18 protein-coding genes and 5 tRNA genes are annotated in these 23109 nt (G+C 35.3%); 18 read left to right on the top strand and 5 right to left on the bottom strand.

What is annotated here, in order from left to right:
• Positions 1-19: 19 nt before the first annotated feature.
• The 17 genes from rpsU (at position 20) to LX80_RS05955 (ending at position 12457) form a co-directional block, all read left to right on the top strand.
• A complete protein-coding gene (rpsU, locus tag LX80_RS06035) occupies positions 20-217 on the top strand; it encodes a 30S ribosomal protein S21 (protein WP_111294277.1) in 198 nt (65 codons plus the stop codon).
• A 63-nt stretch (positions 218-280) separates the two neighbouring features.
• A complete protein-coding gene (locus tag LX80_RS06030) occupies positions 281-1183 on the top strand; it encodes a tyrosine-type recombinase/integrase (RefSeq protein ID WP_111294275.1) in 903 nt (300 codons plus the stop codon).
• A gap of 169 nt (positions 1184-1352) precedes the next feature.
• Positions 1353-1655, top strand: coding sequence for an HPF/RaiA family ribosome-associated protein (locus LX80_RS06025; protein WP_111294273.1), 303 nt, complete (start codon positions 1353-1355; stop codon positions 1653-1655).
• Positions 1656-1849: 194 nt separating this feature from the next.
• Positions 1850-1922, top strand: a tRNA-Thr gene (locus LX80_RS06020).
• 13 nt (positions 1923-1935) lie between these two features.
• Positions 1936-2018: transfer RNA gene (locus LX80_RS06015), tRNA-Tyr, on the top strand.
• 55 nt (positions 2019-2073) lie between these two features.
• A tRNA-Gly gene (locus LX80_RS06010) sits at positions 2074-2146 on the top strand.
• Between the two features lie 69 nt (positions 2147-2215).
• Positions 2216-2290, top strand: a tRNA-Thr gene (locus LX80_RS06005).
• Positions 2291-2420: 130 nt separating this feature from the next.
• Positions 2421-3608, top strand: a complete 1188-nt coding sequence (gene tuf, locus LX80_RS06000; protein WP_111294271.1) for an elongation factor Tu — start codon at positions 2421-2423, stop codon at positions 3606-3608.
• 106 nt (positions 3609-3714) lie between these two features.
• Positions 3715-3786: transfer RNA gene (locus tag LX80_RS05995), tRNA-Trp, on the top strand.
• A 71-nt stretch (positions 3787-3857) separates the two neighbouring features.
• On the top strand, positions 3858-4052 hold the full coding sequence (gene secE / locus LX80_RS05990) for a preprotein translocase subunit SecE (protein ID WP_111294269.1): 195 nt from the start codon (positions 3858-3860) through the stop codon (positions 4050-4052).
• Between the two features lie 10 nt (positions 4053-4062).
• Positions 4063-4665: a transcription termination/antitermination protein NusG gene (gene nusG, locus LX80_RS05985; RefSeq protein ID WP_111294267.1), complete on the top strand. Its 603-nt coding sequence runs from the start codon at positions 4063-4065 to the stop codon at positions 4663-4665.
• Positions 4666-4845: 180 nt separating this feature from the next.
• Positions 4846-5289 (top strand): 50S ribosomal protein L11, encoded by a 444-nt coding sequence (gene rplK / locus LX80_RS05980; protein WP_111294265.1) that lies wholly within the window; start codon positions 4846-4848, stop codon positions 5287-5289.
• 28 nt (positions 5290-5317) lie between these two features.
• On the top strand, positions 5318-6010 hold the full coding sequence (rplA, locus tag LX80_RS05975) for a 50S ribosomal protein L1 (RefSeq protein WP_394338603.1): 693 nt from the start codon (positions 5318-5320) through the stop codon (positions 6008-6010).
• Between the two features lie 52 nt (positions 6011-6062).
• A complete protein-coding gene (gene rplJ / locus LX80_RS05970) occupies positions 6063-6575 on the top strand; it encodes a 50S ribosomal protein L10 (RefSeq protein WP_111294668.1) in 513 nt (170 codons plus the stop codon).
• Between the two features lie 111 nt (positions 6576-6686).
• Positions 6687-7064, top strand: coding sequence for a 50S ribosomal protein L7/L12 (rplL, locus tag LX80_RS05965; protein WP_111294261.1), 378 nt, complete (start codon positions 6687-6689; stop codon positions 7062-7064).
• A 300-nt stretch (positions 7065-7364) separates the two neighbouring features.
• Positions 7365-11168: a DNA-directed RNA polymerase subunit beta gene (gene rpoB, locus LX80_RS05960; protein WP_111294259.1), complete on the top strand. Its 3804-nt coding sequence runs from the start codon at positions 7365-7367 to the stop codon at positions 11166-11168.
• Positions 11169-11335: 167 nt separating this feature from the next.
• Positions 11336-12457 carry a lactonase family protein gene (locus LX80_RS05955; protein ID WP_111294257.1) on the top strand — a complete coding sequence of 374 codons (1122 nt, stop codon included), beginning with the start codon at positions 11336-11338 and terminating at the stop codon, positions 12455-12457.
• Here LX80_RS05955 and thrC read toward each other — a convergent pair.
• The 3 genes from thrC to thrA are packed head-to-tail and all read right to left on the bottom strand — an operon-like array spanning position 12440 to position 17183.
• Complete coding sequence (gene thrC, locus LX80_RS05950; protein ID WP_111294255.1) at positions 12440-13738, bottom strand: threonine synthase; 1299 nt, start codon at positions 13736-13738, stop codon at positions 12440-12442. The two genes, LX80_RS05955 and thrC, sit on opposite strands and share 18 nt — an antisense overlap.
• A 37-nt stretch (positions 13739-13775) precedes the next feature.
• Entirely contained in the window at positions 13776-14717 is a 942-nt protein-coding gene (locus LX80_RS05945) for a homoserine kinase (protein ID WP_111294253.1), read from the bottom strand.
• Between the two features lie 27 nt (positions 14718-14744).
• Entirely contained in the window at positions 14745-17183 is a 2439-nt protein-coding gene (gene thrA, locus LX80_RS05940; RefSeq protein WP_111294251.1) for a bifunctional aspartate kinase/homoserine dehydrogenase I, read from the bottom strand.
• Between the two features lie 333 nt (positions 17184-17516).
• Between thrA and LX80_RS05935 the strand changes: the two genes are divergently transcribed.
• On the top strand, positions 17517-20090 hold the full coding sequence (locus tag LX80_RS05935; protein ID WP_111294249.1) for a phosphoenolpyruvate carboxylase: 2574 nt from the start codon (positions 17517-17519) through the stop codon (positions 20088-20090).
• Between the two features lie 79 nt (positions 20091-20169).
• On the opposite strand, the gene nhaA is transcribed toward LX80_RS05935, so the two are convergent.
• Together nhaA and LX80_RS05925 are read right to left on the bottom strand one after the other, a co-directional pair.
• Positions 20170-21393, bottom strand: coding sequence for a Na+/H+ antiporter NhaA (gene nhaA, locus LX80_RS05930; RefSeq protein WP_111294666.1), 1224 nt, complete (start codon positions 21391-21393; stop codon positions 20170-20172).
• 107 nt (positions 21394-21500) lie between these two features.
• A complete protein-coding gene (locus tag LX80_RS05925) occupies positions 21501-23099 on the bottom strand; it encodes an ammonium transporter (protein ID WP_111294247.1) in 1599 nt (532 codons plus the stop codon).
• Positions 23100-23109 lie beyond the last annotated feature (10 nt).

Here is a 23109-nt window from a genome sequence, read left to right as displayed (position 1 = left end):
AAAAAGGAGACATTTTATTATGCTTATCATTGATTCAAAAGATTGCGAAAATATAGACAAGGCTTTAAAAAAGTATAAGAAAAAGTTTGAAAAAAGTAAAACTTTATTGAAGCTAAGAGAGCGTCAAACTTATGTTAAGCCATCTGTTAAACGCAGAGAAACTGTTTTAAGAGCTATATACAGACAAAAAATTGCCAGTGGAAAAATAGAAGCCTAGTTTGCTTTTATACCCATTCATATATTTGGTAGCCTGAGATATTTAATTTTAGGCTACTTTTTTATGTCTGTAACTGAAGTATATACTGAAGCGCAAAAATTTGTTGAATACCTACGGTATGAAAAAAGGTATTCAAAACACACGCTTATAGCATATGAAAACGATTTGATGCAATTTTTGCATTTTCAAATCCATCAATTCAACGCGCCAGCACTGGCCGATATTCAAGCCCCATTTATAAAAACCTGGCTGGCATTTTTAAAAGAACAGGGAATTGAATCAAAAAGCATTAACCGTAAAATTTCCACATTAAAATCTTTTTTTCGTTTTTTACAAAAATTAGGATGTATTCAACAATCGCCAATGGTTACTATTGTTGCCCCTAAAGCAAAAAAGCAGTTGCCTGTTTTTGTTGAAGAAGCTAAAATGAACGCATTATTGCAAATGCCCATAGATGCAACCAATTGGGAGGAAAGGACTTATTTCCTGGTGCTTCAATTATTTTACCATACCGGTATGCGTTTAAGTGAATTAATTTATTTAACTGAAAAACAAATTGATGCTGCCAATTACCAATTAAAAGTTTTGGGAAAAGGAAATAAGGAGCGAATCATTCCAATACACCACCAACTGCTGCAGCAAATAATGGATTATATTCATGAAAAACATCAACAATTCGGTACTGAAATTGAACAGGTTTTTGTTACTCATAAAAACAAACCTCTACAACCCAGACAAGTATATGAGCAGATAAAAAAAAGATTAGGTTTAGTAACAACCCTAAAGAAAAAAAGTCCGCACGTTTTGCGCCACAGTTTTGCCACGCATTTACTAAATAATGGTGCAGATTTAAATGCAGTAAAAGAATTATTGGGCCATAGCAGTTTAGCCGCCACTCAGGTTTATACACATACTACAATAGAAAAGCTAAAGGAAATTTATAAAAAGGCGCACCCAAAAGCTTAATGCTGTAAATATTTTGTTATACAGGAATTATTTTAAAAAAACAATGATGAATTAGCTTTATTTTATAAAATGAAAGCAGTAGATTTATAATTGAAAATAAAACGAGAAAATCGCATTGTTTTCATTCAGTTCTTTACCATATTTTTTCACCATTTAAACGTGTGTTGTTATGAACATCAACATTCAAACTGTGCATTTTGAAGCAGATTTAAAATTATTAGATTATGTAACTAAAAAAGCAGAAAAACTAAACACATTTCACGACCAGATTTTAAAAGTAGATGTCTTTCTGAAGCTGGATAACGTTGTTCATAAAATAAAGGACAAAATAGTGGAAATACGAGTACATGTGCCTAAGCACGATTTTTTTGTAAAAGCCTCTTCTAAGTCATTTGAAGAATCATTTGATATGGCTTTTGAATCATTAATTAATCAAATTAAGCGCAAAAAAGAAAAGCTAACCCTTGCTTAGCAAAAAATTAAGCCCTCAGAAATGAGGGTTTTTTTATGTTGGTAATGCTGTATTTATGGCACTTTTAATTCATTAAATTTGCGGTGTTAAAAAAAAAGTTGAAAACTGGTTAAAAATATTTGTTGAAGAATTTTGTTGAAATAAGTTTTCCATTACCTTTGCCATCCCGAAAAAAACAGTAGTTCTTTTTTTAAGCCGAAGTAGCTCAGCTGGTAGAGCAGCTGATTTGTAATCAGCAGGTCGTGGGTTCGACTCCCTTCTTCGGCTCAATAAATTTACCGGGCAGGTTCCAGAGCGGCCAAATGGGGCGGACTGTAAATCCGCTGTCTTTCGACTTCAGTGGTTCGAATCCACTCCTGCCCACTGTTTATTCGAAAAAAAGTTCTTTTAAAACAACTTAATTCTGATATCATTTCAAGCGGGAGTAGCTCATTTGGTAGAGCGATAGCCTTCCAAGCTATAGGTGGCGAGTTCGAGCCTCGTCTCCCGCTCTTTGCCTGAAATAACGGAAATAAAAAAAGTAGGTTCAAAAATTTTACAGAATCTAGTTTTTTTATCAGGCCGTTGTAGCTCAGGGGTAGAGCACTTCCTTGGTAAGGAAGAGGTCGTGAGTTCAACTCTCATCAACGGCTCCATTTTTACAATGGAATGTGTTGCAATGAATGTGTAGAAGATTATTTAAAATAGGATGAACAAATCCTAAAAATAAAAACAATAAAATGGCGAAAGCCGCAATTTTTTAAACACAACTAAAAAACAAATAAAATGGCAAAAGAAAGCTTCTTGAGGGATAAACCCCACGTAAACGTTGGTACAATTGGTCACGTGGATCATGGTAAAACCACCTTAACTGCAGCCATAACTACAATCTTATCAAAAAAAGGTCTTGCACAAGCTCGTAAATATGATGAGATTGATGGTGCACCTGAAGAAAAAGAGCGTGGTATTACTATTAATACTGCACACGTGGAATATCAAACCGCTAATCGTCACTATGCTCACGTTGACTGTCCTGGTCACGCTGACTATGTGAAAAACATGATTACCGGTGCTGCGCAAATGGATGGTGCAATTCTGGTAGTTGCTGCAACTGATGGTCCCATGCCTCAAACAAAAGAGCACATTCTTTTGGCCCGTCAGGTAGGTGTACCTCGTATTGTAGTGTTCATGAATAAAGTTGACCTGGTTGACGATCCGGAATTATTAGAATTAGTTGAAATGGAAATCCGTGAGTTATTAAGCTCATATGGTTTCGATGGCGATAATACCCCAATTATTAAAGGTTCTGCTACCGGTGCTTTAGCTGAAGATCCAAAATGGGTTGGTAAAATTGATGAGTTAATGGAAGCTGTAGATTCTTACATTCCTTTACCTCCCCGTCCAATCGATCAGCCTTTCTTGATGAGCGTTGAAGACGTATTCTCTATTACCGGTCGTGGTACTGTAGCTACCGGTCGTATTGAGCGTGGTATTGTAAAAGTTGGTGATGCCGTTGAAATTGTAGGTTTAATGGAAGCCCCACTTTCTTCAACTGTTACCGGCGTTGAAATGTTCAAAAAATTATTAGATGAAGGTCAGGCTGGTGATAATGCAGGTTTATTATTACGCGGTATTGAAAAGAAAGATATCCGTCGTGGTATGGTAATTTGTAAACCAAAGAGCATTACTCCACATACCGAATTTAAAGGCGAAGTTTACGTATTAAGTAAAGAAGAAGGTGGTCGTCACACTCCATTCTTCAACAAATATCGTCCTCAGTTCTATTTCCGTACTACTGACGTAACCGGTGAAGTACATTTACCTGAAGGAACTGAAATGGTAATGCCTGGTGATAACATTAACCTAACTGTAAAATTAATCCAACCCATAGCTATGGAAAAAGGTTTGAAATTCGCTATCAGGGAAGGTGGAAGAACAGTAGGTGCCGGACAGGTTACTGAAATTTTAAAATAGGCTCTTTATTTTAATAAAACCTTTTGTTGCAATTTTTATATATTTGCATCAATTAAATTTCTTAAAGGCTGTCCCGAGGCATTTTCGGGATAGCTTTTAAGTTTATACGGGTATAGTACAACGGTTAGTATAGAGGTCTCCAAAACCTTTGATCTGGGTTCGAATCCTAGTACCCGTGCATCTGGTTAAACGTTTAACTGTAATTATTGCTGATTAAATGGCAGTAATAATTACCTAATTTTAATTTAAATGAATAAAGTTACTACCTATTTCAAAGACAGCTATCGCGAGTTAGTTGAGAAAGTAACCTGGCCAACTTGGAACGATTTACAACAAAGTACCGTAATTGTGTTGGTTGCAACCATCATTATTACAGGAATTGTTTGGTTAATGGATTTTAGCTCCAACCAGGTTCTAAAATTAATTTATTCATTATTTAAGTAATTTTTTATCCATGGAAATTTCTTCTGAAGTTATCAATGCCATTACTGCACCACAGCCTGAAACCAAGTGGTATGTGCTTCGTGTAGTTAGTGGTAAAGAAAGAAAAGTAAAAGAATATTTGGATAAAGACATTCAACGCAGTGGATGGGTTGATATTATCAAGCAGGTTTTTTTACCAATGGAAAAAGTTTATAAAGTACAAAATGGTAAAAAAATAATGCGCGAAAAAAACTACTTCCCCGGTTATGTAATGATTGAAGTTGCCGATGGAAAATTAACTGACGAAATTATACAGCATATTAGCAATATTAGCAATGTAATGCATTTTCTAACTGATGGTAAAGGTTCAAAAGGCAATATTATTTCCTTGCGCAAATCGGAAGTAAATAAAATGTTGGGTAAGGTTGATGAAATGAATGATCAAGGTATTAGCATTAGCGAACCATTTATAGTTGGTGAAACCATTAAAATTATTGAAGGTCCATTTAATGACTTTAACGGTATAATTGAAGAAGTGAATGATGAAAAGAAAAAATTAAAAGTTACCGTAAAAATATTTGGTCGCTCAACACCGGTAGAATTGAATTACATGCAGGTTGAAAAAATTAGTTAGCATCATAAAAATTAACTTACCTCTTTAAAAAATCTCCCATTTCGGAGATTTTTTTGTTTAAACACATTTGTATATTCATTTTTCTATTACCTTTGCCGTCCCAAATTAGTTCTTATAAGTAAATGATGGAGTTTGGGAGTGCTTGTAAAAAGCACGTTATCACCAATAAAATCGAAAATTATGGCAAAAGAAATTACCGGCTTTGTTAAGCTACAGGTAAAAGGTGGCCAAGCCAATCCGGCACCACCTGTTGGACCTGCCTTAGGTTCTAAGGGAATTAACATTATGGAGTTCTGTAAGCAATTCAATGCAAGAACTCAGGATAAAATGGGTAAAGTTGTACCTGTTGTTATCACCGTTTACTCAGACAAATCCTTCGACTTTGTTATCAAAACTGCACCCGCTGCTGTTCAATTAATGGAAGCGGCTAAAATTCAAAAGGGCAGTAAAGAGTCAAACAGATCAAAAGTTGGCAAAGTAACTTGGCAGCAAATTGAAGCTATTGCTAAGGACAAGTTACCCGATATGAACTGTTTTACTTTAGAAAGCGCCATGAAAATGGTAGCCGGCACTGCACGTAGTTTAGGTTTAAACATTGAGGGAGACGCTCCCTGGAAAAACTAATTATTCACCTTAAATAATATTTTTAATTATGGCACTGACTAAAAAAAGAAAAGTAGCAGAAAGTAAGGTGGATAAAAACAAAGTTTATTCCCTGAAAGAAGCAGCTGCATTAGTGAAAGAAATTAATTGTACAAAATTCGATAGCTCTGTTGACGTACATATTCGTTTAGGGGTTGATCCTAAAAAAGCCGATCAACAAGTACGTGGAACAGTAAGTTTACCACACGGTACCGGTAAAACAAAGCGTGTATTAGTATTGTGTACTCCCGATAAAGAAGATGCAGCTAAACAAGCCGGAGCCGACTATGTTGGTTTAGATGAATTTATTCAAAAAATTGAGGGCGGATGGGTAGATGTAGATGTTATTATTGCTACCCCCTCTGTAATGCCCAAAATTGGTAAATTAGGAAAAGTATTAGGCCCTCGTAACCTAATGCCTAACCCTAAAACCGGTACTGTAACTAATGATGTTGCAGCAGCCGTTAATGAAGTAAAGGGCGGTAAAATTGCTTTCAAAGTTGATAAAGCAGGAATTGTTCACGCCTCAATTGGAAGAGTTTCTTTCGATGCTCAAAAAATTGCTGAAAATACTGCCGAATTAATCAATGCAATTTTAAAATTAAAACCGGCTACAGCAAAAGGAACTTATCTGAAAGGTGTAAGCATGGCTTCTACCATGAGCCCCGGTATTACTTTAGATGCAAAATCATTAGCCAACTAAGTCCCGGTGATTCGTTAATTCGAAAATGACCCGGGTATTTAAAAATTTAGTTATGACCAAAGAACAAAAAAATGAAGTAATTGAACTTTTAAAAGAAAAGTTCTCTCAATACAACAACTTCTACGTTACCGATACCGAATCATTAACGGTAGAACAAATTGGTAAATTACGTAAAGCTTGTTACGATAAGAAAGTAGAAATGAAAGTGGCCAAAAATACGCTCATTAAAAAAGCGTTAGAAGCCATTGACGCAGAAAAATATACAGGCGTTTACGATTCATTGCACAATGTAACCGCTTTATTGTTTTCTGAAAATCCAAAAGAACCTGCTTTAATCATTTCTTCTTTCAGAAAAGAAAGCAACAATGAAAAGCCACAATTAAAAGCCGCTTTCATAAACGGTGAAATTTATAGTGGCGATACAAACTTAGCTGCATTAACAAAAATCAAGTCGAAGGAAGAATTAATAGGCGAAGTAATCGGCTTATTACAATCACCTGCTAAGCGTGTATTGGCTGCATTGTTACACCATCACGAAAAGCAGGCTGAAACAGCTGCAGAATAAATAAAATTAAAATAGCTAAAACCAACACCTCTGAGGTAAAAATGAGGTATTTTTTCCATAACCTTCCGCCGGAGCAATAGCAATGAAGGCGGTTTTTAAAACTTAAATATTATGGCAGACGTAAAAGCATTAGCCGAAACCTTAGTAGGTTTAACAGTAAAAGAAGTACAAGAATTAGCAGACGTATTAAAAGCAGAATACGGTATTGAACCCGCTGCTGCTGCAGCTGTAGTAGTTGCAAGTGGTGATGGTGGTGGTGCCGCTGCTGCTGCTGAGCAAACTTCATTTGATGTTATTTTGAAAAATGGTGGTGCCAGCAAATTAAACGTGGTTAAAATTGTAAAAGAATTAACCGGTTTAGGTTTGAAAGAAGCTAAAGATTTAGTAGATGGCGCTCCAAAACCAGTAAAAGAAGGTATTTCTAAAGCTGAAGCTGAAGAATTAGCCAACAAGCTGAAAGAAGCCGGTGCTGAAGTAGAAATTAAATAAACTACCTTACACATAAGCTTTTATTACCTCCGAAATTGCTTCGGAGGTAATTTTTTTGTAAAAACGCAATTATCCCCTCATTTACCGCTCTACTTCCCTCGTATGATGCAGTAATGAATGGGGAAATAAATTTTGTTTTTACTTTCATATGGTTTCCATACCTTTGCCATCCTTATTTTAAGGCATTTACTTTTTTAATGATGGGGAATGGCCATTGAAACCCCTTCATCGTGTTAGGAAAAGCGCTGGAAACAATATGTTTCCTTATTTATTGAGCTAAAACCGGTTTTACAAAATACTATGTCAACAACAACACTGAACAAAAGGATCAACTTCGGCAAAACAAAAAACTTAGCAGAAGCACCTGATTTATTAGACATTCAACTTGAATCATTTCGTGAATTTTTTCAGTTAGAAACTACGCCTGATAAAAGGAATAATGAAGGCCTGTTTCGTGTGTTCAAGGAAAATTTTCCTATAACCGACACACGTAACATTTTCGTACTGGAATTTTTAGATTATTTCATCGACCCACCCCGTTATTCCATTGAAGAGTGTATGGAACGTGGATTAACTTATGCAGTTCCTTTAAAAGCAAAACTGCGTTTAAGTTGTAACGATGAAGAACATGTTGACTTCCAAACTATTGTTCAGGATGTATTCTTAGGGAATATTCCTTACATGACTCCCCGCGGTACATTCGTTATTAACGGTGCCGAAAGGGTAGTAGTATCTCAATTACATCGTTCACCCGGTGTATTTTTCGGTCAGTCTGTACACCCCAACGGTACTAAAATTTATTCTGCCCGTGTTATTCCGTTTAAAGGTGCATGGATGGAGTTTGCTACCGATATTAACAACGTAATGTATGCTTACATTGACCGTAAAAAGAAATTTCCCGTAACAACATTACTCCGTGCCATTGGTTACGAAACCGATAAAGATATTTTGGAACTTTTTGGAATGGCTGATGAAATAAAAGCCGATGCCAAAGAATTATCCAAATACATTGGAAAAAAATTAGCAGCTCGTGTTTTAAGAACCTGGGTTGAAGATTTTGTGGATGAAGATTCCGGTGAAGTAGTTTCCATTGAAAGAAATGAAATTGTAATGGAGCGCGACACCATTTTAGATGAAGATGCTATTGAAACAATTGTTGAACTTGGCGTTAAAAGCGTTTTCATTCAAAAAGAAGATGTAGGTGGGGACTATGCAATTATTTATAACACTTTAAATAAAGATACCTCTAACAGTGAATTAGAAGCTGTACAGCACATTTATCGCCAATTGCGTGGTGCTGATGCCCCTGATAATGAAACAGCAAGAGGCATTATAGATAAATTATTCTTTTCTGATAAACGTTACGATTTAGGAGAAGTAGGTCGTTACAAAATCAATAGAAAATTAAATCTGGATTTATCCATTGAAAAAAAGGTATTAACCAAGCAAGATATTATTGAAATTATTAAATACTTGGTTCGCTTAACCAATGGTAAAGCAGAAGTAGATGATATTGACCATTTAAGCAATCGTAGAGTAAGAACCGTAGGCGAACAATTATACGCTCAATTTGGTGTTGGTTTAGCTCGTATGGCTCGTACCATTCGTGAAAGAATGAATGTTCGCGATAATGAGGTATTTACACCCGTTGATTTAATCAATGCTCGTACATTATCTTCTGTAATCAATTCATTCTTTGGTACTTCTCAGCTTTCTCAATTCTTAGATCAAACCAATCCCTTATCAGAAATTACACATAAACGAAGGATTTCAGCTTTAGGACCCGGTGGTTTAAGCCGCGAAAGAGCAGGTTTTGAGGTGCGTGACGTTCACTATTCTCACTACGGACGTTTATGTACCATTGAAACTCCCGAAGGACCTAACATCGGCTTGATCTCTACTTTATGCGTACATGCTACCATAAACGAAATGGGCTTTATAGAAACACCCTATCGTAAGGTGGAAAATGGTAAAGTAAATTTGAAAGAATTAACCTATTTAAGTGCTGAAGAAGAAGATACAGCCAAAATTGCGCAAAGTAATACCCCATTAAATGAAAATGGTGAATTTGCTGTTGATCAGGTTATTTCTCGTGAAACCGGCGACTTCCCCATTTTAGATAAAAATGAAGTGGAATATATGGACGTGGCACCTAACCAAATTGTAGGTTTAAGTGCTTCATTAATTCCATTCTTAGAGCATGATGATGCTAACCGTGCATTAATGGGTTCTAACATGCAACGTCAAGCTGTACCCCTTATTCGTTTAGAGGCACCAATTGTTGGTACCGGATTAGAAGGTAAAGCTGCTCGTGATGCCAGAATTCAAATTCATGCTGAGGGTGATGGCGTTGTTGAATTTGTTGATGCCAATGAAATTCATGTTCGTTATGAAAGAAATGAAATTGAACGTTTAATTTCTTTTGATGATGACTTGCGTATTTATAAACTAACCAAGTTCGTAAAAACCAACCAAGCCACCTCTATCAATTTACGTCCTGCTGTTAAAAAAGGACAAATTGTTAAAAAAGGCGATTTCTTAACTGAAGGATATGCAACCCAAAACGGTGAATTGGCATTAGGTAGAAATTTACAAGTAGCCTTCATGCCTTGGAAAGGTTACAATTTCGAAGACGCAATTGTGATAAATGAAAGGGTTGTAAGAGAAGATTTATTTACTTCAATTCATATTGATGAATATGAATTAGAAGTACGCGATACCAAATTAGGTGAAGAAGAATTAACACCCGATATTCCAAACGTTTCAGAAGAAGCAACAAAAGATTTGGATGAAAATGGAATTATACGAATTGGTGCCGCTATTAAGGAAGGTGATATTTTAATAGGAAAAATAACTCCTAAAGGAGAATCAGATCCTACACCCGAAGAAAAATTGTTAAGAGCAATTTTCGGTGATAAAGCCGGTGATGCAAAAGATGCTTCTTTGAAAGCACCTAACGGTACAGAAGGAGTAGTAATTGATAAAAAACTATTCCAACGTGCTAAGAAAGATAAAAACAGCAAACAGAAAGAAAAAGCACAACTTGAAAAAGTAGAAAAAATACACCAACAAAATGTTGAAGCTTTAAAAGAGCAATTAATCGGCAAATTGCAGGTATTGTTGAAAGACAAAACTTCTGCAGGTGTAACCAATACTTTCGGTGAAGTGCTCATTGGTAAAGGCGCTAAGTTCAATGCCAAAAATATTGCTGCAATTGAATACCAAAGTGTAAACCCATTAGGTTGGACCGGCGAAGCTGAAACCGATCATTATATTAATACATTATTGCATAATTACAATATTAAATATAATGAAGAGTTAGGCAGATATAAGCGTGAAAAATTCAATATATCAATTGGTGATGAATTACCTGCAGGTGTATTGAAATTGGCTAAAGTTTATTTAGCCGTTAAACGCAAACTTAAAGTGGGCGATAAAATGGCCGGCCGCCATGGTAACAAAGGTATTGTGGCAAAAATTGTACGTGCAGAAGATATGCCATTCATGGAAGATGGAACACCGGTAGATATTGTTTTAAATCCTCTGGGTGTACCTTCTCGTATGAACTTAGGTCAGATTTACGAAACCATTTTAGGATGGGCCGGAAAAAAACTGGGACTGAAGTTTGCTACTCCAATATTTGATGGTGCTACTACCGGTGAAATTGAAAAATATTGTGAAGAAGCGCAAATACCATTAAACGGTCACACTTATTTATATGATGGTGAAACCGGTGAACGTTTCGACCAAAAAGCTACCGTGGGTGTTATTTATATGATTAAGTTACACCACATGGTTGATGATAAAATGCACGCTCGTTCAATTGGGCCTTACAGCTTAATTACACAACAGCCATTAGGTGGTAAAGCACAGTTTGGTGGTCAGCGTTTTGGTGAAATGGAAGTATGGGCTTTAGAAGCTTATGGTGCTGCCAATATATTGCAGGAATTGTTAACATTAAAATCTGATGATATCATTGGCCGTGCTAAAACTTATGAAGCTATTGTGAAAGGCGAAAATATTCCTAAAGCCGGTGTGCCTGAATCATTCAATGTATTAGTACATGAATTACGAGGTTTAGGTTTAGATTTAAAATTTGAATAATCTGCCTGAAAGTTTAATCATAAAAGCCATTTGATTTTTTTTCAAATGGCTTTTTTTATTCGCATGCATTTAATGCACAATTAGCAAATATCAAAAACTTCCATTCATTGGTTTTTAACTAACTGTTTCGTAGCAAAATATTTATCTTGTACTATAAAACTATTTTTATGCGTTTGTTGGTAACCCTTTGTTTTTTTTGTATTAGTATTTTCGGTATTAGTCAGCCTAATCAATATTACATGTTGGTAGGTAGCTATACCAATCACATTGAAGTGTATAAATTTAATGCTACCAATGGTGAGGCTAAATTGGTAAGTACTTTTAACGGTACTTCAAATCCATCTTATTTAACTGTAACCCATAATGGACAATATGTTTATGCAGTTAACGAAAATCATAAAGAGGTACCGGGTGGCGTAAGCGCTTTTTCATTTAATAAAAAAAATGGCACATTACAATTACTCAACTCTACCCCAAGTGGGGGCGATGATCCCTGTTATATTGATGTAGATGCTACAAATACATGGGCTGCAGTTGCTAATTATAGCAGTGGTAGTTTGTCTATGTTAAAAATAAATGCAGATGGATCTTTACAACCACTTGCCCAGAATATTGAACACCATGGTTATAGCGTAAATGTTACACGTCAGGAACAAGCACATGTACATTGTACCATTTTTTCACCCGATAATAAATATTTATTTGTTGATGATTTAGGTACTGATAAAGTATATCAATATAAGTTTAACCCAAGTAACAGTGCAGCACCCTTATCGGAAACAGATACGGCACTGTTTGATGTTCCGGATGGTTATGGCCCTAGGCACTTAACGTTTAGTCCTAATAGAAAATTTGCTTACTTAATTACTGAATTAGCTGGTAAAGTTATTTGTTTTGATTACGATAGTACAACAGGCCGTTTGCATGCTATACAAACCGTCAATTCCTGCACCGTTGGTGACCCTAATGATAGAGGTAGTGCTGATATACACATTACTCCCGATGGTAAATATTTATATACTTCAAACAGAGGAAAGGCAAATGATATTACTATTTACAGAATTGCTGCAAATGGAACACTAACAGAATTGGGACATCAATCAAGCCTAGGCGTACATCCACGCAATTTTGCCATTGACCCAACAGGAAAATTTTTATTAGTAGCCAATCGCGATACGAACAACATTGTTGTATTTTCAATATATAAAAGCACCGGAATGCTTATGCCAACCGGTGTTCAAATAAAAACAGAAAAGCCTGTGTGTATTAAATTATTTCCTGTTCAATAAAAACTCTTTTAACGCTGAGAAATGTGCAGGCAATACTGTACTGTTTTGTGGTTTACTAAATAAATCTTGAATGCTCTCGGGAATAGGTACCTCTATTTGAGTAGCCTTTTTAACAACATCCGGAAATTTTACAGGATGGGCAGTTGCAGCTATATATCCTTTTAAATTAGGATGTTGCTGTAAATATTGATTGATTGCAGCAAAAGCCACTGCAGCATGCGGGTCAAGTAAATAATGATGTTGTTGATAGACTTCTTGTATGGTTTGTAAAGTTGTATCGTCATTAATGCTATAACTGCTTATTTTATTTTTTAGTGTTTGAAACGATTGATGAAAAATTTCTAGTATTCGAATAAAATTGCTGGGATTGCCCACGTCCATTGCATTTGAAAATGTTGGAATAGCTTTTTGTGGTTGATAAACACCATTGCTTAAATAATCGGTTACAACTTTATTGGAATTACATGCTGCTATGAAATGTTGTACGGGTAAGCCTGATTCATGGGCAAGTATAGCTGCACAAATATTCCCGAAATTGCCGCTTGGTACAGATATAACGGGGGGCAATTGCTGCTGCCATTGTTGGTATGCGTAAAAATAATAAAGTTGCTGTGGTAACCATCTTGCTACATTAATCGAATTGGCAGATGTGAGTGTATAATGTTGCTGTAAATCCTTATCTATAAAAGCATCTTTTACCATTGCTTGGCAATCATCAAAGTTACCTTCAATCTCCAAGGCAGTAATATTATTACCTTGTGTAGTGAGTTGTAATTCCTGCACCTTACTTACTTTATTTTTAGGAAATAAAATAATTACTTCAACACCTTGTACTCCTAAAAAACCATTTGCAACTGCACCACCTGTATCACCCGATGTTGCTACTAAAACGGTTACCGGTTTGGAATTATTCCTGTTAAAGTAACCTAAGCTTCTACTCATAAATCTGGCACCAACATCTTTAAAAGCCAATGTTGGTCCATGAAACAATTCTAAAGCATGTATGGAAGGTGTAATAGATATTAATGGAAATGGAAAGTTGATGGTTTCTTCAATAATTTTTTCCAATTGTTGAAGTGGCATGCTGTTGCCTATATACGGTAACATAACCGTAATGCCAATTTCAATTTTATTGTATTGATGAATATTATCAATAAATCCTTTTGGTAAAGTAGGAATGGTTTCAGGGAAATATAAACCCTTGTCAGGTGCTTGTCCTTGAATTGTAGCTTGTGCAAAATCAACTACCGGTGATTGTTTATTTAAACTATAGTATTTCATTGTTCAAACTTTTCTGTTTGTAGCGTTGTTGTTCATTTTATTTTGAATCCAATATTTTTACACCTTCATGGTTAATGGTGGTAACATAGGTGTTATATGCCAATCCAATTTGGTTATAAACTTCTTGCATAATTTGTTCAACTGAATTGGCTATTTGTAATGTGGTGCTTAGCATAAAAATAGATGGGCCTGAGCCTGATATACCACCTCCTAATGCGCCTGCTTCTTTGCATTTAATTTTAATTTCATTAAATCCTGGTATAAGTATACTTCTAACGGGCTCAATAATTACATCTTCCAAACTTCTGCCAATTAAATCGTAATCGTGATGTATTAAGCCTGCTACCAAGCCTGCAATATTTCCCCATTGTTTAATGGCATCTTTTAATAAAATATTCTGTTTTAAAATTTGCCTGGCATCAGCTGTACGAATTTCAATTTGTGGATGTACAATTGTTACGTACAAATCCGGGGCTTGAATTGGAATAATATCTAAGGGGAAAATAGAACGAATTAAGGTTACGCCGCCATATATAGCAGGGGCAATATTATCGGCATGCTTAACGCCACTGGCTACTTTTTCACCAAACATAGCAAACCGCACCAGTTCTTCTTTAGGAAAATAATTATTGATTAAATGGTTTGCTGCAACCACTACGCCGGCAGCACTTGCAGCACTTGAGCCAATGCCACTTCCGGGTTTAATGTTTTTTTTACTGTGTAATATTAATCCCGGTATTTCAGGAACTGCTTCCAAAAATGCTAATAGTGCGGCACCTGAAACATTTTCTTCAGGGTTTGCAGGTAAATCAAAAGCATCCTCCTGAATAATTTTTATGCCTTTTTCATTGCTGATTGTTAAGGTATAAATATCATAAGGTGCCTGTAATGCAAAGCCTAAAATGTCAAAACCGCAAACCATATTGGCAACGGTTGCCGGACTACTAACGGTAATGCTTTGATGTTTAATTGTTATCATTTTCTAAGTGTGTCAGGTGGCTTAAAATTATTGTGCTACTCTAATTATGTCGGCAAAAACACCTGATGCGGTAACGTCTGCACCGGCACCGGCACCTTTTACTACTAAAGGTTGTTCCGGATAACGTTTGGTATAGAAGAGCACAATATTGTCTTTTCCATATAAATGATAAAAATCTGAATTAGATGGAATAGCTCTTAATCCAACCTCTGCTTTTCCATTTTTAAACTCTGCCACAAATTTTAATTTGCAATTATTTTTTTGTGCATTCTCGTATAATGCTTTAAAGTGTAATTCATGAGCTGCTAATTCATTGTAAAAGTCTTCAACTGTTCCTTCCATGCATGAGGCGGGAAGAAAGCTATGATTCTCAACTTCTTCAATTTCCATTGTTGTGCCGGCTTCACGTGCCAATATTAAAATCTTGCGCATTACATCAGTTCCACCTAAGTCTAATCGCGGGTCAGGTTCTGTGTAGCCCTCATTTTGTGCGCGTTTTACTATCGCCGCAAAGGGTTCCTTACCATCATAGTGATTAAATACATAGTTTAAAGTACCTGATAAAACGGCTTGTATTGAATGAATGGTATCACCACTTTTCATTAAATCGTTTAAAGTTCCAATTATGGGTAATCCGGCACCCACATTGGTTTCAAAAAAATAAGGAGCATTATATTCTCGCGATAAGTTTTTTAATTTTTTATAATTGTTATAAGTTGATGCAGCTGCAATTTTATTACAAGCTACAACTGCTATGGAGTTGGCTAAAAGTTCGGCATATGTTTCAGCTACTTGTTCATTTGCTGTAACATCTACCAAAACACTGTTACGTAAATTTTTTGTAATAATGCTTTTCACAAATGAATGTAAATGCATAGCCGGTGCCTCGTTTATTAACTGATGCCATTTTGATAAATCAATACCTTCGTCATTAAACAACATGTGCCTGCTATTTCCAATTCCGGTTATTCGAATTTGAATATTTAAATTTTCTAATAAATATTTTTGTTGTTGATTAATTTGTTCTATTAATTTACTGCCAACATTACCGGTTCCAACAATAAATAGATTTAATTGCTTGTAGGATGATTCAAAGAAAGCTTCATGTAAAACATTCACTGCTTTTTTTACATCTTTATTAGCTACTACTGCAGAAATATTTCGTTCTGATGATCCTTGTGCAATAGCTCTTATATTAATGCCGTTTCTTCCTAATGCAGCAAACATTTTACCGGCAATACCCGGATGGCTCTTCATTTTGTCACCAACCAATGCTACTATTGATAAATCGTGTTCTAATTTCAATGGCTCTAATTTTCCGGTATTAATTTCGTGTGTAAAATGCTCATCAACAACTTGCTGAGCAATAATTGCATCTGCAGTATTTACTGCTACGCATATTGAGTGTTCAGAAGAACTTTGAGTAATTAGAATTACATTGATGTTTGCAGAAGATAATGCCTCAAATAAGCGTTTAGAAAAACCGGGTATTCCCACCATGCCGCTTCCTTCTAAACTTAATAAGCTAATAGCGTTGATACTTGAAATACCGGTAATTATTTCATTTTCTTTTTTAGAAATGTTTTCAATAACGGTACCGGGTTGTTGTGGTTCAAAAGTGTTTTTTATCCAAATCGGAATAAGCTGTTGCATGGCAGGTTGTATAGTAGGAGGATAAATTACTTTTGCACCAAAGTGCGATAATTCCATGGCTTCTTTATATGAAGTAGAAGGAATGGTTTTTGCATTACTTACCCAACGCGGGTCAGCTGTCATCATGCCTGTAACATCAGTCCATATTTCTAAAGCATTGGCATGAATAGCTGCTGCAAAAATAGCTGCTGTATAATCAGAACCCCCTCTGCCTAAAGTGGTTGTTAGTCCTGTTTCATTTGAAGCAATGAAACCAGGAGCTACAAATAGATTCGCATTGCTATTGTTGATAAATGCTTGAATGTTTTTGTTGGTTTCAACAAAATTTACTTGTGCAAATCCAAAGTTGCTGTTGGTAATGATAAGTTTTCGACTATCTATCCAAACGTTTTTTATTTCAATGGCATTGAAATAGCTGGAAATAATTACGGACGAAAGAAGTTCACCGTAACTAATAATTCTGTCTAATGTACGCTTTGAAAGTTCCCCTAATCTGAATACCCCTTCGCAAATATCTTCCAATTCATTAAACTTTTGTTTCACATTACTCAGACAACTACTTTGAGCAGTAATAGGCAATAAGTTTTTAATAGTATCTAAGTGTCTTGCTTCTAAATTACCTAACGATTGTTTGTAATTTTCATTGCCTTTAGATGCTGTTTGGCCTGCTTGAATTAAAGCATCGGTAACGCCGCCCAGTGCTGAAACAACAACTAAACAACGTTCATTTTGTTGCTTAGCTACAATTTCACCTACCTTTTTAATGTTATCTGCGTTGGCTACTGACGAACCGCCGAATTTCATTACTATCATAAAATAATTATTTTATATAAAATTTATACTATTTAAAATGTAAAAATTAAACTAAAGTGCATACTAGTTTCAGGAACTAAAATCAGCAAAATTGCCCGGAGTATTATATAAATGTAGTATTACCCTTTACAGGGTAGTTGTGGTGGTGGTTGTAATAGCAAGTATGTTTAAAGTTGTGTACAACATTGCTAATAATGCGTGTTGAATTGACGATATTTACAATTTCGGTTGCTAAGATAAATAAAATTCAATAATTCTACCAAAATATTTATTAATTTTCAAGCCTGAAATATCTAAGAATTTGTATCATTCGTTTAAAATATAAAGTTTATTATGTCTGGTTCTGCAAATTTATCCGTATTCCAAAGTCAGGTAGCTATTAAATTTCAATTATATAATAGTCTTTTTACATCTCTTCCCTTCCATAAAATTGAAAAAACCGGAATATTGGTGTCAATGTTATTATTGCATTGTGAAGAAGGATATAAGAAAAAGCAGGCACCTTCGGAAATTATTGAACATTTTTTTCAAACACAAACAGAAATATTAAACGAACAAGAAAAAATTGATTTGTTATTTCGATTTGTTCAATATGTTGAACGACAAGTTGTTTTGTTTGATGCATTGGAAGATGCTGCTTTTCGTGAAGTGAATGATATGCAAGGAAAAGGTACAGTGAAGCAGTTGTTAATTGAAGCAGAACAAAAGCAATTGTTAGAAGTTTTAAAAAAACGAATGAATGATTTTCATATTCAATTGGTATTAACGGCACATCCAACTCAATTTTATAGAGGTGCTGTTTTGGGAATCATTCACGATTTATCGAGTGCTATTAATGCCAATAATGAAAAACAGATTTATACTTATTTACAACAACTGGGTCGTACTCCTTTTTTTCAACAACAAAAACCTACTCCTTACGATGAAGCAGTAAGTTTAATTTGGTATTTAGAAAATGTTTTTTACCATGCTGCCGGGAAAATTATTTCTTACATGAAAGAAAATATGCCCGATTTATTGCAGCCGCATCATACCATTTTGCGAATGGGTTTTTGGCCGGGTGGCGACCGTGATGGAAATCCATTTGTTACGAAAGATATTTCAGTAAAAGTGGCTAACTCATTGCGAGAAAGTATTGTAAAATCATATTATACTGAAGTACGTAAATTAAAACGTAGGCTAACTTTTAAAGGTGTAGATGCAGCCTTAACTAATTTGGAAAAAAGATTGTATGATAACTTGTTTGTTCCTGGTCATGCATTCGATTTAACTAAAGCTGAAATATTAGACGCACTCGAAAAAATTAAGCATCAGTTAATTTATGAGTATAACCAACTATTTGTAGGTTTAGTTGATTCATTAATTAATAAAGTAGAGTTGTTTGGTTTACATTTTGCAACCTTAGATATAAGGCAGGATAGTAGTATTCACGGAAAAATTTACGAAACGATTATTGCTAACAACGCTATTTTGCCCAAAAACTTTAATGATGTATCTGAGAATGAGCAATTGAATTTACTTGCTAATATTTCAACTGTTATAGATACTAATTTGTTCGCCGATGCAGTGCAAAAAGATACGTTGGAAATTGTTGGTGCTATCCGTCAAATTCAACAGTTAAATGGTGAAGCCGGTTGTAATCGTTATATCATTAGCCATTGCTTTAGTGCTGTGAATGTAATGGAAGTGTTTGGTATGTTTTTAATGATGGGGTGGCCAAAAGAAAAAATGTCAATTGATATTGTTCCCCTTTTTGAAACTATTGACGATTTGCAAAATGCAGCACATATTATGGAAACTTTGTACCAACATAAGGTGTATCGTGCTCATTTAAAATATCGGAATAACAAACAAACCATTATGTTAGGCTTTAGTGATGGTACCAAAGATGGGGGTTATTTAATGGCCAATTGGAGTATCTATAAAACTAAAGAAGCTTTAACTGCTATTTCACAACAATATGGCATTGACGTTGTATTCTTTGATGGTAGGGGTGGTCCTCCTGCACGTGGTGGCGGTAAAACCCACCAGTTTTATGCTTCAATGGGTAAGAATATTTCCAATAAAGAAATACAATTAACCATACAAGGTCAAACTGTAAGTTCTAATTTTGGAACTGTTGATTCTGCCCAATACAATATTGAGCAACTGATACATGCAGGTATGTATAATGAAATATTTTCAAATAATGCTATCACTTTTACTGAAAAAGAAGAAGCGTTAATGAGTGAAATTGCTTCAATCAGCTATGATGCTTTTCTGCAATTGAAAAATCATCCCTATTTCATTGATTTCTTAGTGCATGTTAGTCCTTTAAAATTGTATTCTGAAACCAATATAGGCAGTAGGCCTACCAAACGAGGTAGCTCAACCAAACTAACGTTAAACGATTTGCGTGCCATTCCATTTGTAGGTTCATGGAGTCAAATTAAGATTAATGTAACCGGTTATTTTGGTGTAGGTACTGCTTTGCAAACTGCCGAAAAGCAAGGCAAATGGAATGATATAAAAGCCATGTATCAACATTCTTTATTTTTCAAAACACTGATTGATAATTGTGAAATGGCCATGCAGAAATGCTTCTTCCCATTAACTGCTTTTTTAGCGAACGATGAAAAATACAGCGATATTTGGAATATGTTGTTTCATGAATATGAGCTAACAAAAAAATATGTTTTATTGCTAAATGGTAAAACTACTTTAATGGCCGATTATCCGGTTGATCATTTATCTATTCAAATGCGTGAGAGAATAGTATTGCCATTGGTTACTATTCAGCAATATGCAATTACCAAAATTAGAGAACTAGAAAATATACCCTCAAAAGAACCGTTGAAAAATATTTACGAAAAGCTGGCCATGCGATGCTCGTTTGGAATTATTAATGCAGGGAGGAATTCTGCATAAACTATTTAAATAAGGCCTTCTTTATATAGAAGGCCTTTTACTTTCTTTTATAAGAAAGTGCTCACAACTTAATAGGTGGTTAGTTTTGGTGAATAACCCAGTTGTTGGCTTGGTTGGTCTTTAGCATTTGTTGTGAACGAGCTATTTTTATTTGTTTTATATCTAATATAAAAAAGTAAATACTGCTAATGGCAAATGATAAGCACATGGCTAATAAAATGGCCACCGTTGCTTGTTCTTTTAGGATAGAATGATCAAATGCCAGTGTTGTTGTAAAAATGGACATGGTAAAACCTATGCCGGCTAATGTTCCCATACCTATAAATTGAATCCAAGATGTTTTAGCGGGTAAATGTGCAATTTTTAAATATACTAATATCCGACTAAATAAAAAGATGCCAATTGGTTTACCAACTACTAAACCTAAAAGAATGCCCATACTAATGGGCGTAAATATATTTTGCCATATATTGTTGGGTAAGATTATTGCCGTATTGGCTAATGCAAATAAAGGTAGAATGATGAAGTTGACAGGAGTATGAATTATTTTCTCTAGTTTGTTTAAACTGCTAATAGGTAGTGCTAATGCTACTAATACACCGGTTATTGCAGCTTCTATACCTGATTGATAAAGACAATACCATAACGCAATAGATATGATAATGTATAGTGCTGAATTTTTTGTTTTAGTAAAATTCATCAGCAATAGGATGCCGTATAAAACTACTGCAGCAATAAAATAATTGAAATCAATAGCACCACCATAAAAAAAAGTTACGATAATAATTGCACCCAAATCATCAATAATAGCTAAAGCCATTAAAAATATTTTTAGGGAAACGGGGAATCTTTTGCCTATGATAGAAGCAATGCCCAATGAAAATGCTATATCTGTTGCAGTTGGAATACCCCATCCGGATAAATGACCTGAGGTTCGGTTGAATAAAAAATATAATAATGCAGGTACAACCATGCCACCTAAAGCTGCTCCAAAAGGTAGTATTGCCTTTTTGAAAGCAGATAATTCACCATTGCTCAATTCTCGTTTTATTTCAGTTCCGGCTAAAAGAAAAAAGAATGACATGAGTGCCGTATTAACGAAGCTTAAAGGGGTGTTAGGAAAAATTTCAGCATCGGTTTTTAGAATGCTTTTATGCCAAAATAAAAGATAGTTGTGCGTAGATGTTGCATTTGAAAGCACTATTGATACCAATGTGCATGTTATTAATAAAATTCCGGTTACCCTACTATCGTTTAATAGTAACCTAAATGGTTGAATAGCTTTTTTAATTTTTGGATACATATAGTAAATGTTTAATTTAATAATGATAGAAGGGAAGGGGTTATGCAACCCCATCCCTGTGTATCCCTCCTCATGTTTATTTATGAAAACATTTTATTGATCATTAATTAATCAACATATCCCAACACGCCGGTCTCCGGAATATCTAAACCGGCAATTTCATCGGCTTCTTTTGTTCTTAAAGGAATTACTTTGTTAAGTAGTTTAAAAAACACATACATCACTACAAATACAAAAACAAAACAGGTAATTGTGCCAATGCATTGGGCAATAAATTGTTTGTAATCACCATAAAACAAACCTTTTACTGTGCCTGAAATGCCATTCCAACCATCACCATACGATCCATCGGCAAATAGACCAAGTGCTAACACACCCCAAGCTCCATTTGCGCCATGTACAGCAAATGCTCCAACAGGGTCATCAATTTTTAATTTGGTATCTACAAAATTGTATACTAAAATCACCAGAATACCTGAAATAGCACCAATAATTACTGCTGATGTTGCTGTAACAAATGCACAGGGTGCTGTTATGGCAACTAAGCCCGCCAGCATTCCATTTGCAACCATGCCTGGGTCAGCTTTTCCGCCCTTAATGTACATGTAAAACAATGCTGCAATAGCACCTGCTGCTGAGGCTAACATTGTATTTACTGCAACAATGCTAATACGTAAATCACCACCGGCTAATGTTGATCCTGGATTAAATCCAAACCAACCGAATGCTAAAATAAACGTACCAATAATGGCCATTGGAATATTATGTCCGGGAATTGTTTTTACTGATCCATCTTTCCCATATTTACCATAACGTGGACCAATTACTATTGCTCCGGCTAAAGCTGCAACGCCGCCAACCATATGAACAACAGAAGAGCCAGCAAAATCAACATGACCATGTCCCAGACCAAAATTGGTGCCTAAAGCTGAAAGCCATCCACCGCCCCATACCCAATTTCCATAAAGTGGGTAAACAAACATGGAGATAAAAAAGCCATATACAATAAATGATTTTAAAGTCCAACGTTCAGCCATTGACCCGGTAGGAATTGTGGCAGTTGTATCCATGAAAACCATTTGGAATAAAAACAACGTAAATACCCCTACGTCATAAACCTTACTGTTTAAAAAGTAGGCAGCAGTTCCGGCAATGCCAAAATCTTTACCAAATAAATGAATGATTACTTCATGACTGGAAACGCCCGGTGCACCACCCAATGTTGCAGGATTTAGAGATCCGCCAAACATAATAGCAAATCCAACTATCCAAAATCCTAACATGCCAATTGCATAAATTAAAAAATTCATGAGCATGGTATGTGCCACATTTTTCTTTTGTGTAAATCCTGTTTCAACCATGGCAAATCCTGCCTGCATAAACATTACCAAAAAACCGGCAATTAAGGTCCACATAATATTAATTGCAATTTTATTGTGGCCATCTGCATCTCCAATACTATGAACTGTGCTTGCTAATTGGCTAATATGTTCAGCCAATTTTGCGGTACTACTATCTTTTGCTTTGCTTATTGTATCTAATGTTTTAACGGCAGATGTATCAATATCCGCTAATGTTCCGGTTTTGGCTCCTGTGGGGTCTTGTGCAAAACTGTGTGATGGTATAAATGTTATCGTAAATACAAATAACAATATTAGTGTATATAAATATTTTTTTCCTAAAAAGGACGGTTTTGATTTTTTCATGATAATAAGT

Origin of the sequence: Hydrotalea sandarakina, assembly GCF_003254115.1 — a bacterium.
Lineage (GTDB): Bacteria > Bacteroidota > Bacteroidia > Chitinophagales > Chitinophagaceae > Hydrotalea > Hydrotalea sandarakina.
The sequence above is the reverse complement of the archived record's forward strand: the minus strand, read 5'-3'. Positions and strand labels throughout refer to the sequence as shown.

Excerpts from the sequence above, each read along its gene's own strand:
- rplA (WP_394338603.1), top strand. The coding sequence starts at position 5,318 with ATGGCACTGACTAAAAAAAGAAAAGTAGCAGAAAGTAAGGTGGATAAA.
- nusG (WP_111294267.1), top strand. The coding sequence starts at position 4,063 with ATGGAAATTTCTTCTGAAGTTATCAATGCCATTACTGCACCACAGCCT.
- LX80_RS06025 (WP_111294273.1), top strand. The coding sequence starts at position 1,353 with ATGAACATCAACATTCAAACTGTGCATTTTGAAGCAGATTTAAAATTA.
- rplL (WP_111294261.1), top strand. The coding sequence starts at position 6,687 with ATGGCAGACGTAAAAGCATTAGCCGAAACCTTAGTAGGTTTAACAGTA.
- thrA (WP_111294251.1), bottom strand. The coding sequence starts at position 17,183 with ATGATAGTAATGAAATTCGGCGGTTCGTCAGTAGCCAACGCAGATAAC.
- rpoB (WP_111294259.1), top strand. The coding sequence starts at position 7,365 with ATGTCAACAACAACACTGAACAAAAGGATCAACTTCGGCAAAACAAAA.
- nhaA (WP_111294666.1), bottom strand. The coding sequence starts at position 21,393 with ATGTATCCAAAAATTAAAAAAGCTATTCAACCATTTAGGTTACTATTA.
- rplJ (WP_111294668.1), top strand. The coding sequence starts at position 6,063 with ATGACCAAAGAACAAAAAAATGAAGTAATTGAACTTTTAAAAGAAAAG.
- LX80_RS06030 (WP_111294275.1), top strand. The coding sequence starts at position 281 with ATGTCTGTAACTGAAGTATATACTGAAGCGCAAAAATTTGTTGAATAC.
- thrC (WP_111294255.1), bottom strand. The coding sequence starts at position 13,738 with ATGAAATACTATAGTTTAAATAAACAATCACCGGTAGTTGATTTTGCA.
- LX80_RS05935 (WP_111294249.1), top strand. The coding sequence starts at position 17,517 with ATGTCTGGTTCTGCAAATTTATCCGTATTCCAAAGTCAGGTAGCTATT.
- rplK (WP_111294265.1), top strand. The coding sequence starts at position 4,846 with ATGGCAAAAGAAATTACCGGCTTTGTTAAGCTACAGGTAAAAGGTGGC.
- LX80_RS05945 (WP_111294253.1), bottom strand. The coding sequence starts at position 14,717 with ATGATAACAATTAAACATCAAAGCATTACCGTTAGTAGTCCGGCAACC.
- tuf (WP_111294271.1), top strand. The coding sequence starts at position 2,421 with ATGGCAAAAGAAAGCTTCTTGAGGGATAAACCCCACGTAAACGTTGGT.
- rpsU (WP_111294277.1), top strand. The coding sequence starts at position 20 with ATGCTTATCATTGATTCAAAAGATTGCGAAAATATAGACAAGGCTTTA.
- LX80_RS05925 (WP_111294247.1), bottom strand. The coding sequence starts at position 23,099 with ATGAAAAAATCAAAACCGTCCTTTTTAGGAAAAAAATATTTATATACA.
- secE (WP_111294269.1), top strand. The coding sequence starts at position 3,858 with ATGAATAAAGTTACTACCTATTTCAAAGACAGCTATCGCGAGTTAGTT.
- LX80_RS05955 (WP_111294257.1), top strand. The coding sequence starts at position 11,336 with ATGCGTTTGTTGGTAACCCTTTGTTTTTTTTGTATTAGTATTTTCGGT.